The sequence below is a fragment of the Amycolatopsis endophytica genome (assembly GCF_013410405.1).
GTDB classification, from domain to species: domain Bacteria; phylum Actinomycetota; class Actinomycetes; order Mycobacteriales; family Pseudonocardiaceae; genus Amycolatopsis_E; species Amycolatopsis_E endophytica.
Genome location: NZ_JACCFK010000001.1, coordinates 4,509,315 through 4,522,363 on the forward strand (window position 1 = coordinate 4,509,315; position 13,049 = coordinate 4,522,363).

Annotated in this window: 13 protein-coding genes; 11 read left to right on the forward strand and 2 right to left on the reverse strand. The window is 71.8% G+C overall.

The annotated features are described in order from the left end of the window. Positions 1-11: 11 nt before the first annotated feature. The 4 genes from uvrC to whiA are packed head-to-tail and all read left to right on the forward strand — an operon-like array spanning position 12 to position 4,827. Complete coding sequence (uvrC, locus tag HNR02_RS22255; RefSeq protein WP_179775063.1) at positions 12-1,955, forward strand: excinuclease ABC subunit UvrC; 1,944 nt, start codon at positions 12-14, stop codon at positions 1,953-1,955. Positions 1,956-1,990: 35 nt separating this feature from the next. After that, positions 1,991-2,848: an RNase adapter RapZ gene (gene rapZ, locus HNR02_RS22260; RefSeq protein ID WP_376772932.1), complete on the forward strand. Its 858-nt coding sequence runs from the start codon at positions 1,991-1,993 to the stop codon at positions 2,846-2,848. Between the two features lie 14 nt (positions 2,849-2,862). After that, a complete protein-coding gene (locus tag HNR02_RS22265) occupies positions 2,863-3,828 on the forward strand; it encodes a gluconeogenesis factor YvcK family protein (protein ID WP_179776061.1) in 966 nt (321 codons plus the stop codon). 9 nt (positions 3,829-3,837) lie between these two features. Beyond that, positions 3,838-4,827: a DNA-binding protein WhiA gene (whiA, locus tag HNR02_RS22270; protein ID WP_179775065.1), complete on the forward strand. Its 990-nt coding sequence runs from the start codon at positions 3,838-3,840 to the stop codon at positions 4,825-4,827. A 398-nt stretch (positions 4,828-5,225) separates the two neighbouring features. On the opposite strand, the gene HNR02_RS22275 is transcribed toward whiA, so the two are convergent. After that, a complete protein-coding gene (locus HNR02_RS22275; protein WP_179775066.1) occupies positions 5,226-6,014 on the reverse strand; it encodes a serine hydrolase in 789 nt (262 codons plus the stop codon). 102 nt (positions 6,015-6,116) lie between these two features. Between HNR02_RS22275 and HNR02_RS22280 the strand changes: the two genes are divergently transcribed. The 4 genes from HNR02_RS22280 to HNR02_RS22295 all read left to right on the forward strand — a co-directional run bounded on the left by HNR02_RS22280 (position 6,117) and on the right by HNR02_RS22295 (position 9,826). Next, positions 6,117-6,791 (forward strand): response regulator, encoded by a 675-nt coding sequence (locus HNR02_RS22280; RefSeq protein WP_179775067.1) that lies wholly within the window; start codon positions 6,117-6,119, stop codon positions 6,789-6,791. Next, positions 6,788-8,209, forward strand: a complete 1,422-nt coding sequence (locus HNR02_RS22285) for an ATP-binding protein (RefSeq protein WP_312861091.1) — start codon at positions 6,788-6,790, stop codon at positions 8,207-8,209. The genes HNR02_RS22280 and HNR02_RS22285 overlap by 4 nt, the downstream gene beginning before the upstream one ends. Further along, the gene (locus tag HNR02_RS22290) at positions 8,206-8,700 is read left to right on the forward strand and encodes a hypothetical protein (protein WP_179775068.1); all 495 of its coding nucleotides are present in this window, start codon (positions 8,206-8,208) and stop codon (positions 8,698-8,700) included. The genes HNR02_RS22285 and HNR02_RS22290 overlap by 4 nt, the downstream gene beginning before the upstream one ends. Before the next feature lie 139 nt (positions 8,701-8,839). Then, positions 8,840-9,826 carry a glucosyl-3-phosphoglycerate synthase gene (locus tag HNR02_RS22295; RefSeq protein ID WP_376772908.1) on the forward strand — a complete coding sequence of 329 codons (987 nt, stop codon included), beginning with the start codon at positions 8,840-8,842 and terminating at the stop codon, positions 9,824-9,826. Between the two features lie 27 nt (positions 9,827-9,853). Here the strand turns inward: HNR02_RS22295 and HNR02_RS22300 are convergent, their stop codons facing one another. Then, the gene (locus tag HNR02_RS22300; protein ID WP_179775070.1) at positions 9,854-10,291 is read right to left on the reverse strand and encodes a PPOX class F420-dependent oxidoreductase; all 438 of its coding nucleotides are present in this window, start codon (positions 10,289-10,291) and stop codon (positions 9,854-9,856) included. 34 nt (positions 10,292-10,325) lie between these two features. Between HNR02_RS22300 and HNR02_RS22305 the strand changes: the two genes are divergently transcribed. The 3 genes from HNR02_RS22305 (at position 10,326) to HNR02_RS22315 (ending at position 13,048) form a co-directional block, all read left to right on the forward strand. Next, a complete protein-coding gene (locus HNR02_RS22305; protein ID WP_179775072.1) occupies positions 10,326-10,709 on the forward strand; it encodes a MarR family winged helix-turn-helix transcriptional regulator in 384 nt (127 codons plus the stop codon). A gap of 72 nt (positions 10,710-10,781) precedes the next feature. Continuing rightward, on the forward strand, positions 10,782-12,251 hold the full coding sequence (locus HNR02_RS22310; protein WP_179775074.1) for a hypothetical protein: 1,470 nt from the start codon (positions 10,782-10,784) through the stop codon (positions 12,249-12,251). Continuing rightward, positions 12,248-13,048, forward strand: coding sequence for a hypothetical protein (locus tag HNR02_RS22315; RefSeq protein ID WP_179775075.1), 801 nt, complete (start codon positions 12,248-12,250; stop codon positions 13,046-13,048). Before HNR02_RS22310 ends, HNR02_RS22315 begins: the two co-directional genes overlap by 4 nt. Position 13,049: the final 1 nt, after the last annotated feature.

Here is a 13,049-nt window from a genome sequence, read left to right on the forward strand (position 1 = left end):
GGCTGGAGGGCGTGGCTGATCCGTCCACCTACCGTCCCTCGCCGGGGAGCATCCCGGACGAGCCCGGCGTGTACAAGTTCCGCGACGCGACCAGGCGGGTCATCTACGTCGGCAAGGCCAAGAGCCTGCGCAGCAGGCTGAACTCCTACTTCGCCGACCTGTCCGGGCTGCATCCGCGCACCCGGCAGATGGTGACCACCGCGGCGGGCGTCGAGTGGACCGTCGTGACCACCGAGGTCGAGGCTCTCCAGCTGGAGTACAACTGGATCAAGGAGTTCGACCCGCGGTTCAACGTCCGCTACCGCGACGACAAGTCCTACCCGGTGCTGGCGGTCACGCTGCACGAGGAGTTCCCGCGGCTGCACGTCTACCGCGGCCCGCGCAAGAAGGGCGTGCGGTACTTCGGCCCGTACGCGCACGCCTGGGCGATCCGCGAGACGCTGGACCTGCTGCTGCGGGTGTTCCCGGCGCGCACGTGCTCCAGCGGCGTGTTCCGGCGGCACGGCCAGATCGGGCGGCCGTGCCTGCTCGGCTACATCGACAAGTGCTCCGCGCCCTGTGTGGGCCGGGTGAGCGCCGACGAGCACCGCCGGATCGTGGAGGACTTCTGCGACTTCCTCTCCGGCCGGACCGACGCGATGGTCCGCAAGCTCGAACGCGACATGGCCGAGGCCGCCGAATCGCTGGAGTTCGAGAAGGCCGCGCGGCTGCGCGACGACATCGGCGCGCTGCGGCGCGCGATGGAGAAGCAGGCCGTGGTGCTCGGCGACGGCACGGACGCCGACCTCGTCGCCTTCGCCCATGACGAGCTGGAGGCCGCCGTCCAGGTCTTCCACGTGCGCGGCGGCCGGGTCCGCGGTCAGCGGGGCTGGGTGGTCGACAAGGCCGACGAGATGGGCGTGCCCGAGCTGGTCGAGCAGTTCCTCACCCAGTTCTACGGCGAGCAGGTCGAGCTGGCCGAGCAGGGCACCGACCTGGGCACGCCGGTGCCGCGCGAGGTGCTGGTGCCGGAGCTGCCCGCCGACCCCGAGGCGATGACCGAGTGGCTGTCCGGCCTGCGCGGCTCCCGCGTGCAGCTGCGGGTGCCGCAGCGCGGCGACAAGCGGGCGCTGGCCGAGACCGTGGAGCGCAACGCGCAGGAGGCGTTCCAGCAGCACAAGCTGCGCCGCGCGGGCGACCTGACCGCGCGCTCGGCCGCGCTGGCCGAGCTGCAGGAGCACCTGGGCCTGGACAGCGCGCCGTTGCGCATCGAATGCGTCGACATCAGCCACACGCAGGGCACCGACGTGGTGGCCTCGCTCGTGGTGTTCGAGGACGGCATCGCCCGCAAGTCGGAGTACCGCCGGTTCGCGTTGCGGGAGGCCGCCACCGAAGGCGATGTCGCCTCGATCGCCGAGGTGGTGCGGCGCCGGTTCGCCCGCTACCAGACCGAAACGCAGGAGGGCCTGGCGGGCGACAAACCGGGCATCGACCCGGAGACGGGGCGGCCGCGCAAGTTCGCCTACCCGCCGAACCTGCTGGTGGTCGACGGCGCGGGCCCGCAGGCGACCGCGGCGGCGGACGTGCTGGCCGAGATGGGCATCACCGACATCGCCGTGGTGGGCCTGGCGAAGCGGCTGGAGGAGGTATGGCTGCCCGGCGATCCCGATCCCGCGATCCTGCCCCGCACCTCCGAGGCCCTGTACCTGTTGCAGCGGGTGCGGGACGAGGCGCACCGCTTCGCCATCGCCTACCACCGGCAGAAGCGGGCCAAGCGCGTGCAGGTGTCCGCTTTGGACGGTGTGCCGGGGCTGGGGCAGGCGCGGCGGGCCGCGCTGATCAAGCACTTCGGTTCGGTGAAACGGCTGAAGGAAGCAGGGGTGGACGAGATCGCCGAGGTGCCGGGCGTGGGGAAACGCACCGCCGAGGCGATTTTCGCCGCGTTGGCGTCACCAGGGGAGTCGGAGAAGAAGTGACGGGAGAGACGATGGCCGAGGATCGCGGCACCGGCATGGAGGTGGCGGTGGTGACCGGTCTGTCCGGGGCCGGCCGCAGCACCGCCGCGAAGTGCCTGGAGGATCTGGGCTGGTTCGTGGTGGACAACCTGCCGCCCGAGCTGATCGCCACCATGGTCGAGCTGGGGGCGCAGGCCCGTGGCGCGATCACGAAGGTCGCGGTGGTGATGGACGTGCGCTCACGCGCGTTCACCGACGACCTGTCGTCGATCATCAAGGACCTCGACGCCCGGGGGTACAAGCCGCGGGTGCTGTTCCTGGAGGCCACCGACGCGGTGCTGGTGCGCCGGTTCGAGCAGGTGCGCCGCGGCCACCCGCTGCAGGGCGACGGGCGGCTCATCGACGGCATCACCGCGGAGCGCGCGATGCTCGCGCCGCTGCGCGAGGAGGCGGACCTGGTGCTGGAGACCTCCGCACTGTCGGTGCACGACCTGCGCGCCAAGATCGAGGACGCGTTCGGCACCGAATCGGCCACGCAGACCCGGGTCACCGTGCTGTCCTTCGGCTACAAGTACGGCCTGCCGATGGACGCCGATCTCGTCATGGACGTGCGGTTCCTGCCGAACCCGTTCTGGATCCCGGAGTTGCGCGACCACACCGGCCTGGACGCGGAGGTGCGCAACTACGTGCTGTCGCAGGAGGGCGCCGAGGAGTTCCTCGACCGCTACCACCAGCTGCTGCGCCTGATCGGTGCCGGCTACCGGCGGGAGGGCAAGCGGTACCTGACGCTGGCCGTGGGCTGCACGGGGGGCAAGCACCGGAGTGTCGCCATCTCCGAGGAGCTGTCCAGGCTGTTGTCCAATGAGGACGGTATGGCGGTGAAGGTGATCCACCGGGACCTGGGACGCGAGTGACGGGCAGAGGACCGCTGCGCGCGGTCGCGCTGGGCGGCGGGCACGGGCTGCACGCGACGCTGAGGGCGTTGCGGCGCCTGACCACGGACGTCACCGCGGTGGTCACGGTCGCCGACGACGGTGGTTCGTCCGGGCGGTTGCGCCGTGAGCTGGGGTCGCTGCCGCCGGGGGATCTGCGGCAGGCGCTGTCCGCGCTCGCGATCGCCGAGACGGGTGAGTCGCTGTGGGCGGAGGTGTTCCAGCACCGTTTCGGTGGCAACGGCGCGCTCGCCGGGCACGCGGTCGGCAACCTGCTGCTGGCCGGGTTGTTCGAGGTGATGGGCGATCCGGTGGCGGCGCTGGACGAGGCGCGGCGGTTGCTGGGCGTGTCCGGCCGGGTGCTGCCGATGTCGCCGGAGCCGCTGGAGATCGAGGCGGAGGTGTCCGGGCTCGACGACGACGGGTCGCTGCGCCGGATCCGCGGTCAGGTCGCGGTGGCGAGCACACCCGGCCGGGTCGAGCGGATCACGTTGCGCACGCCGCAACGGCCGGGCGGGGAGCCCTCGGCGTGCGAGGAGGCGGTGCGTGCGGTGCTGGACGCCGAGGTGGTGTTCCTGGGCCCGGGTTCGTGGTTCACGAGCGTCCTGCCGCACCTGCTGGTGCCCGCGTTGCACGACGCGTTGCTGCGTACCACGGCGACGAAGATCGTGGTACTGAACCTGGTCCCGCAGCCGGGTGAGACGGCGGGGTTCTCACCCGAACGGCACTTGGACGTACTCTTCCAGCACGCGCCGGCGCTGCGGGCGGATGTGGTGATCGCGGACCGGGACTCGGTTCCGGCTCCGGTCTGTCTGCGGGAGGCGGCGGGACGGCTGGGGGCCACGGCGCTCCTGGCCGATGTCGCGGATCCGGATCGCGAGGGAGTGCACGATCCGGATGCGCTGGCGAGCTGTGTGCGGGAAGCTCTCGGTCTGCGCGAGACCGAGGGCCGGAAAGGGTAGGGAGGGGCCATGGCGATGACCGCCGCCGTGAAGGACGAGCTCAGCAGGCTGCAGCTCACGAAGATCGGGCCGCGCCGGTCCGAAGTCGCGTCGATGCTGCGCTTCGCCGGTGGCCTGCACATCGTGGGGGGACGGGTGGTGGTGGAGGCCGAGCTCGACACGGGTTCGGTCGCGCGACGGCTACGCAAGGAGATCCACGAGCTGTACGGCCACCATTCGGATGTGCACGTGCTGTCCGCGGGCGGCCTGCGGAAGACGACCCGGTACATCGTCCGGGTGGTTCAGGACGGGGAGAGCCTGGCGCGGCAGACGGGTTTGATCGACCAGCGCGGCCGCCCGGTGCGTGGCCTGCCCGCCGCGGTGGTGTCCGGCGGGATCGCCGACGCCGAGGCCGCGTGGCGTGGCGCGTTCCTGGCGCACGGTTCCCTGACGGAGCCCGGCCGTTCGAGTTCGCTGGAGGTCACCTGCCCCGGCCCGGAAGCGGCACTCGCGCTGGTCGGTGCCGCCCGCCGGATGGGCATCCAGGCGAAGTCCCGCGAGGTGCGGGGAGCCGACCGGGTCGTGGTCCGGGACGGCGACGCGATCGGTGCCCTGCTGACGCGCCTGGGTGCGCACGCGAGCGTCCTGCAGTGGGAGGAACGCCGGATGCGCCGCGAGGTGCGCGCGACGGCCAACCGGCTCGCCAACTTCGACGACGCCAACCTGCGCCGTTCCGCCAGGGCAGCCGTCGCCGCGGCCGCCAGGGTCGGCCGGGCGCTGGACATCCTCGCCGACACGGCACCGGAACACCTCCTGGCGGCGGGTCGTCTGCGGTTGGACAACCGCCAGGCCAGCCTGGAGGAACTCGGCCAGCTCGCCGACCCCCCGATGACGAAGGACGCGGTCGCCGGCCGAATCCGAAGGTTGCTGGCGATGGCCGACAAGCGGGCGAAAGAGTTGAACATCCCGGACACCGAAAGCGCCGTCACCCCGGACATGCTCGAAGAGGAAAGCGTTTAGCGGCGAGCGCCAGCGAGCTGCCCTGCCCCAAAATGAGCTGGGTGGTCATCCCGTCGCCTGAGGCCGTCAGATCACAGTGATAGGCCTCAATCAGGCGACGGGATGACCACCCAGCGACCACCCACCCAAGGTGAGCCGGACTGCGGAAGCCCTGTCATCCCGGAGCCAGCCCGTCCGGCGAGGACTCTTTTGATCTTTGAACCCGCGCCGCCTTCGGCAGGCGAAAAGAGAGGCGCTGCGCGCTAAAAACCCTGGCCTGGGCTTTCCCCCGATGCGCGAGTGTCTAACGGTCGAGACGCCGCGTCAAGCCGGGAAAGCGGCTGTGTATCGGGGGCGGGGGAGGTGCGGGTGAGGTGGTGGTTCCGTTTCGTGCCAGGCCGCCGGTCCAGGGACAGGGATCACCCCAGCAACGGTTCCACTTCTGCCGTTTTCTGGGTCACCTCTTGCTCCGCGCTCTCCGGCTTGGTGCCGCTCGGCCGGTGGCTCAGTACCACCACGACGTACCGGTCGTCTGGTCCGACGAGGCCGCTCGTGTGCGCGTCCACGCCGCCCCGTCCGGCTGCCCATCCCTGCTTGATCGCCCAGGATCGGCCGGGGAGTGCGCTGGGGATGCCGAAGTGCTGGTTCGTTCCGTCGGCCGCTGTTTCAGGTGCGTCGCGGAGCGGGTCGAGGATCAGGTCGCGCTGGGATGCGGGCAGGGCGAGCACGGCCCGGTAGATCTTCACCACGTCCGACGCCGACAGGAGCGTGTCGCCCCAGCGCCCCGGATCCACCGGGGGCTCGGTGTCACTCAGGTTCAGCGACGAGACCGTGCGGCGGACGATCCCGGTGGCGCCGCCCGAGGTCCACAGGGCGTCGGCGATCGTGTCGTCGCTGTAGGCCAGCATGCGGGTCACGCGCGCGCTCGGGTGCTGCGGGGTGACGTGCCCGCGCTGCACCAGGTCGATCGCGATGAGCAGCTTCACCAGGGACGCCGAGCGGAAACGGGCGTCCGGCTCGTCCGCACGCAGGGTTTTTCCCGTGGTGCGGTCGAACACGACGACGCTCGTCGCGGAGCTTTCCGCCGCCACCGGGCCCGGGCCGGACCGCAACGCGAACGCGGTGCCCAGCGCCGCGGCGGCCACCACGACGGCGGCGACGAGGACGATGATCAGGCCACGGTGACGCGGCCGGCTCTGCACGGACATGGTGATCACCTTCGACCGGTCATGTCCGGGTCCGGTCGTCGTCGTGTCATGGTTTCGCAACAGAGTCGCCCCGGTTGGTGAACCACCGCCATAATCGTCCGCGTGCCGACTGTGCTGTTGATCGAAGACGACCCGGCCGTCCGGGAAGGACTGTGCCTGGGCCTGAGCAGGCACGGCCACGACGTCGAACCGGCCGAAGACGGGGAACGCGGGCTCAGCCTGCTCGCCACCCGCCGCCCAGACCTGGTCCTCCTCGACCTCATGCTACCCGGAATCGACGGGTTCGAGGTGTGCCGCCGCATCCGCGCGACCGGCCCGGTGCCGATCATCATGCTCACCGCGCGCGGCGACGACATCGACGTGGTCGGCGGACTGGAAGCCGGCGCCGACGACTACGTCGTCAAACCGGTGCAGCCCCGCGTCCTCGACGCCCGCATCAAAGCGGTGCTGCGACGCGGCGGCACCGCGGGCCACGACCGCGAACACCACGGTGCACTGGTGATCGACCGCGCCGCGTGCGAGGTCGCCAAGAACGGCGAACCGGTCCACCTGACGCCGACCGAACTGCGGCTGCTGCTGGAACTTTCCCGCGTGCCCGGCCGCGTGTTCAGCCGCCAGCAGCTGCTGGAACTGGTGTGGGAACACGACTACCTCGGCGACTCGCGGCTCGTCGACGCGTGCGTGCAGCGCCTGCGCGCCAAACTGGAGGACACGCCCGCCGCGCCGGTCTACGTCCGCACCGTGCGTGGCTTCGGCTACCGGTTCGGTCCACTGTGATCAGACGGATCCCGCTGCGGCTGCGGGGGATCCGCGCCAGGCTGGTGATGATCATCAGCCTGGTCGCGGTCGTCGCGATCGTCGGCGCCACCGGGGTCAACTACGTCGCCGCCCGGCGCACCGTGCTCGCCGCGAAACAGGACCAGGAGATGACGCGCCTGCGTGACGCGGTCGACACCCTCGCGCCCGACCTGATGATGCCGCCCGACCGTGCGACTCTCGAGGAGATCGTGCGACTGGTTCCCGGAGCCGGTGGCGTGTTCTACGGAACGCTCCGCGCCGGCAACGGTTTTCCCGTTTCGGAGGTGCCCGCGGAGCTGGTCGCGCGGGTGCGCGCGGACCACCTGATGGTGTTCCAGCGGGTCACGACGCGCTGGGGCGAACCGGTGCTGTTCGTCGGCATGCCGGTGATGGCGCTGGACACGAATTTCCGGCAGGTCCCCACCGGGATCGAGGTGTATGCCCGCTACTCGCTGGTGGCCGAGCAGCAGCAGATCGCCGAGTTCGCGTTCAACGGCTGGCGCACCGCGGCCGTCGCGGTGCCGCTGGCGGTGATCCTGGCGTGGCTCGCCGCGGGCGCGGTGCTGCGGCCGGTGCGCCGCCTGCGGGACGGCGCGCGCAGTCTGGCGCGTGGCGAGTTGTCCACCCGCCTGCCCGACCGCGGTGGTGACGAACTCGCCGATCTGGCGCGCACGTTCAACGACACGGCCGCCAGCCTGGAGAAGTCGGTGGGGGAGCTGCGCCGCATGGAGGCCGACGCCCGCCGCTTCGTCGCCGACGTCTCCCACGAGCTGCGCACTCCGCTGACAGCGATGACGGCGGTGACCGAGGTGCTCGACGAGGAAGGCGCGCACCTGCCCGGCGACACGGGCACGGCCAGCAGACTGGTCAGCGCGGAAACCCGCAAACTGGCGCGGCTCGTGGACGACCTCATCGAGATCTCCCGGTTCGACAACGGACGCGCGCGCATGGACCGCCGCGAGGCCGACCTCGGCGAACTGATCGCGGCAACCCTGCGGAACCGGCACTGGGACGACCAGGTCGAGACCGACCTGCCCGCCGGGATCGTCGCGCAGGTGGACGCACGGCGCTTCGACGTCGTCGTGGCCAACCTCGTCGGCAACGCGTTGCGCCACGGAGCCCCGCCCGTGCGGGTGCGTCTGTCCGGAACGGACGGTGAGATCGTCGTGGAGGTCACCGACCGCGGGCCCGGGCTGCCCGAGGACGTGCTGCCCCACGTGTTCGCCCGCTTCTACAAGGCCGACACCGCGCGGTCGCGGTCGGAGGGCAGCGGGCTCGGGCTGTCCATCGCGGAGAAGAACGCCGGCCTGCACGGCGGCACGATCGAGGCGGGCAACCGGCCGGGCGGCGGTGCCCGGTTCGTGTTGCGGCTGCCGAGGGCGGAGGTGCGGTCGTGAGGTGGTTGTGGCTGCTGGTCGTGCTGGTCGTGGCCGGATGCGGGGTGCGGCCCACGGATCCGGTGGCGGCGGGCAACCCGCCGCTGGGAGCGGCGGCCGGGCCGATCCTGTTCTTCGTGCGCGACGGGAAGCTGGAGCCGGTGATGCGCGAGTCCGGGCGGCTCGGCACCGTGTCCGGCGCCGTCGTCGACCTGCTGTCCGGTCCGACGCAGGCCGAGATCGCCGCGGGCTACACCACCGAGCTGCTGAACGCGGCGGTCAGCACGTCGGTGAGCGCGCTGCGGGAGGGCTTCGTGACCGTGTCGCTCAGCCCGGCACCGGTCTACCTCTCCGAGACGGCGGTGGACCAGATCGTGTGCACGGTGATCGCCGTGCAGGCCCAGCTGGGCGCGAGCGCGGGCGGCATCGGGGTCCGGATCGACGGCCGCGGCTGGCCCGGCGGCGGGATCCAGCCGACCGGCAGCGCGTGGCGCTGCCCGGTGATCAGCTGAGTGATGTGCAGGGCGTGTTACGGCTGCCGGGTGCGGCGCGGCCAGCCGTAACCTGCCGGTTTCCTGCGGGACCGGCCGGTGAAACCCGTCTCCCGAACCATCGGTTCTGCCCACTACCGGTTCGGGAAAGGGGATGCGCATGGTGTGCGCCGATGTCGGTGCCTGGCTGTCCCGGCGCGGCAGCCGGGCGGGCGACTGGCCGGTGACCGACCTGGTCGCCGCCAAGGGGGACACGACCGTCAGCGTGGTGATCCCGGCCAGGGACGAGGAGGCGACGGTCGGCGACATCGTGCGCGCGATCCGCCGCGATCTGGTGCAGCGGCACCAGCTGGTCGACGAGGTGCTGGTGGTCGACTCGCGTTCGCGGGACGCGACCGCGCGGGTGGCCGCGGAAGCGGGAGCGGCCGTGGTCGCGCAGGACGCGGTGCTGCCCGCGCTGCCCGGCCTGCACGGCAAGGGGGAGGCGCTGTGGAAGGGGCTGGCGGCGTCCCGGGGCGATCTCGTCGTGTTCGTCGACGGCGACCTGTACGACTTCACCGGCGACTACGTGACGGGCCTGCTCGGCCCGCTGCTGACCGATCCGGCGATCGCCTACGTCAAGGGCTTCTACCACCGGCCGCTGACCGGTCCGGCAGGCACCGACGCCGACGGCGGGGGCCGCGTGACCGAACTGGTCGCGCGCCCGCTGCTGAACCTGTACTGGCCCGAGCTGGCCGGTTTCGTGCAGCCGTTGGCCGGCGAGTACGCCGGGCGGCGCGAGGTGCTGGAGCGGGTACCGTTCGTGGCGAACTACGGGGTCGAGGTCGGCCACCTGATCGACATCCTGGAATCCCGCGGCCTCGACGCGCTCGCCCAGGTCGACCTCGGCAAGCGCACCCACCGGCACCAGGACACGCAGGCGCTGGGGCGGATGGCGGGCCAGATCATGCTGACCGTGTTCGACCGCCTGGAACGCTACGGGCGCCTGGTGTCGGCCGAACCCCCGGCGACGCTGCTCGCGCAGTTCCGCCGCGGCGAGTCCGGCCACGGGATCGACCGCGAACTGGTGGTCACCGACCTGGCGTGCGAGCAGCGACCACCGCTGGCGTCACTGCGCACCACCGACGGCTCCCGCGACACCGCCTGACCGCACGTTCACGTGCGCGGTGGGGGATCAGTCGGTGAGGCCGCCGAACGCGATCACCTTCGTGATCCGCGCCCGCACGAGCGCTTCACCGGGTACGGCGTTGCGCTTGCCGAACTCCTCGGCTCGGTCCCCGCCCATGTAGCGGGCGCCGAGCCGGCTCGACCAGTACCGCATCTCCTCCAGGTCCTCGAACAGGTTCGCCTCGGCGGTGAACTGGACGAACGAGAACGGCGGCTGCTGGTCGTCCACGCACAGCGACAGGCGCGGGTCACGCCGCAGCGCCCGCCCCTTGACCGTGTCCAGGCCCGTGGTGAAGACCAGCTCGTCGTCGCTGCCGTTCGCGTGCAGGAGGAACCAGACGGGGGTGACGTGCGGGCTGCCGTCCGCGTGGGTGACGGCGAGCTTTCCGGTGCGGGTGCCCGCCGAGGCGAACCGCCACCAGTCGTCCCTGTTCAGTGCGTGCATGGCGCGACAGTAGCGCCGTGCGATCATCGGCTGCATGTCGAGCGAGGAACCGACCGCGTCGCTGAGCGGGTTCTCCCTCGCGTCGCGGCACCTGTCGCTGCCGTCCTGCCTGCTCTCGGACGGGCCGATGACGGTCAACGAGCTGGCCGCCCGGCTGGAGGTCGCGCCCACCACCGTCAGCCTGATGGTCGGCGGCCTGTCCCGCCGCGGCATCCTCGACCGCGGCGAGGACGAGAACGACCGGGGCCGCACCATCGTCAGCATCGCCGGGACCTACCGCGCGGACGTGGAGAGCCGGCTCACCGCCGGTGCCCGAGCCCGGCGCACCGCGCTCGACCCCCTCACCGCCGACCAGCGGCGGATGTTCATCGACACGCTGCTCACCTACGAGCGCGAAGTCGAGCGGGAGCGAGGGTAACCGTAGCCCGCCCGTCTGCCGCCACCTCCCTCAACCGACGCGCTGCGCGCGGCTGGCCTAATCTGAACCGCTGTGCGTGACTCGGACCTGATCAGCGGCGGGCTGGTGGATGAGGGCCTGGCCCGGCGGCTCAAGGCGCTCGCCTGCACCGCGCCCCTGCACGACCTCGACGCGCGCAAGGCGAAGCTGGACTGGGCCGACGCGACGGTTTACCAGATGGCCGAGATCGCGCTGCACACGATCGACCTGGTCACCATCGCGATGGACTTCGACACCGGCGCCGACCACGAGGACGTCGTGCGCCGCCTGCAGCCGTTCATCGCCGCGCAGGCCCCGCGCCGCCCCGCCGACGAGCACCTGCGGGTGGCGCGCTGGGTGCTGGACAACCTGATCAACGTCGGGACCACCGACCGCGGTTTCCGCCGGGTCTACGGCAGCGTCGACGCCGGGGGCACCTACCGGCGCCGCGCGTTCGACTTCAAGCTCCTCGTCGAGCTGTCCGCGCCGGACGGCGAGGTGTACCTGCGTGCCAGCGACGAGGCGATCAACGTGCTGGTCGGCGCGCTGGACACCGACGTCGAGTCGGCCCAGATCGCGGCCGAGGTCAAGCTGGAGAACCTGATCAGCCGCGGCCGCCTCGCCGACGCCAAGCTGGCCGCCGAACAGGCCCGCTACCGCACCGTCCAGTACGGCGAGACGCTGCGCGCCAAGCTCGACGCGACCCGCCGCGACGTGCGTGCCGTGGACTGGGACCGGGAGATGCCGGAGCTGCTGGACTCCGCGCTGACCCACATCGAGGCCCGGTTCCGCGCCGAGAACGCCATCCTGCGCAATATCACCGCCGCGCGTGACGAGGCCGAGGACGTCGACCACAAGCGCCGCGCCGCCGAGCTGGTCGACATCGTGGGCGACTGCATCAGCCGCCACACCCAGCTGCAGGCGCGGCTGCAGGCCGCGGGCGCCGTCTTCCGCGCCGAGCAGGACCGGCAGCAGTTCTCCGGGCCGCCGCAGCGGGCCACCGTCGACCTGTTCGGCCAGATTCTGGTGCCCGCCCTGGAGCTGCCGATCGCCGACGCGGTGTCGCCCCTGGAGTCCTACTTCCACGCCTCGGCCGGGCTGGTCGTGCCGACCGTGCCCGCGCTGCCGTCGCTGGTCTCGCTGCTGCTGCGGCCCTCGCCGGAGCGCGACAAGGTGGTCGGCGAGGTGCCGGAGCCGGAGCTCGTCCCGCCGGAGAGCCTCGACCACTACAGTGACGAGCAGTGGCGGCGGGCCGACGAGCTGCTGGACCTGCCGGAGGTGCCGCGGCGGCTGTCCGGCCTGCTGGCCGAGGCCCGCGAGCTGGACCCGGTGCTGCCCCGTCTGGTGGCACTGCGGGCGCTGCACTCCTACAGTCCCGGGGTGGGCGCGGCCCTCCGGCAGGGGGACGATCGCGCGCTGCTCGCCGTCGACGACGGCACGCTGCTGGAGGACGACGAGTTCGGCGGCGCCGACCTGCTGCTGAGCAGTGCGGCACTGGAGAGGGAAGAGGAGGGGGCGGCATGACGCGTCCGGTGACCACCGGCGACGCCGAGAACGCTGCGCGGCTGATCTCGTTCGGCATGCGGCCCAAGCACCTGCCCTCGCGCGACGTCGTCTACGCCGACCTGGTGCGCCGCTACGGCGAGGACAGCGTGTTCAAGCAGCTGACCAACTCGGTGGCCGCGGGGCTCGGCCTGATGGTGCTCGACGTGAGCCACCAGGCGGGCGCGGTGCTGGCCGCCACCGACGAGTCGGTGTTCGAGGTCAAGATGGACAGCTACGCGCGCCAGAGCAAGATCCGCGAGCGCCGCGACACCGAGAAGGTGCTGCACGGCCTCGTGCACCTGGCCACCGCGGCGCTGGGCTATCCGCGTCCGGACGATCTGGCCAACGACACCTACATCGGCCGGGTGAGCGTCGACCAGGTCGACGGGGTGGTGCGGGAGGCGTGCCGCATCCTCGACGAGCGCGCCGCCAAGGCGGAGGCCAACAACGATCCGCTGTCGGACTCGCCGGAGCTGGAACAGGCATGGCGCGCCTACGCCCGCCGTCCCGAGGCCGCGGCCACCAAGGACGGCAGGCTGGCCTCCGACACGACGCGCGGGATGGTGTCGCGTGCCCTGCGGTTCCTGTCCGACCAGGGGTTCCTGGTCCAGGTCAGCGGCGAGCAGGGCGGCACCTACCGCACCACGCCGCGCTATCAGGTGCAGGTGCGGGAGCTGGCCGCGGACAGCGCGTTCGAGGAACTGCTGGAGCTCGGTGTGGTCGCGGTCGGTGACGGCGGCGGCACGCTGCGGCCGTCCATTTCGGACACTCTGTAGG

Bases quoted from the DNA above. Each gene is read 5' to 3' on its own strand.
- HNR02_RS22315 (WP_179775075.1), top strand. From the start codon at position 12,248: ATGACGCGTCCGGTGACCACCGGCGACGCCGAGAACGCTGCGCGGCTG.
- HNR02_RS22295 (WP_376772908.1), top strand. From the start codon at position 8,840: ATGGTGTGCGCCGATGTCGGTGCCTGGCTGTCCCGGCGCGGCAGCCGG.
- HNR02_RS22275 (WP_179775066.1), bottom strand. From the start codon at position 6,014: ATGTCCGTGCAGAGCCGGCCGCGTCACCGTGGCCTGATCATCGTCCTC.
- rapZ (WP_376772932.1), top strand. From the start codon at position 1,991: ATGGAGGTGGCGGTGGTGACCGGTCTGTCCGGGGCCGGCCGCAGCACC.
- HNR02_RS22300 (WP_179775070.1), bottom strand. From the start codon at position 10,291: ATGCACGCACTGAACAGGGACGACTGGTGGCGGTTCGCCTCGGCGGGC.
- whiA (WP_179775065.1), top strand. From the start codon at position 3,838: ATGGCGATGACCGCCGCCGTGAAGGACGAGCTCAGCAGGCTGCAGCTC.
- HNR02_RS22305 (WP_179775072.1), top strand. From the start codon at position 10,326: ATGTCGAGCGAGGAACCGACCGCGTCGCTGAGCGGGTTCTCCCTCGCG.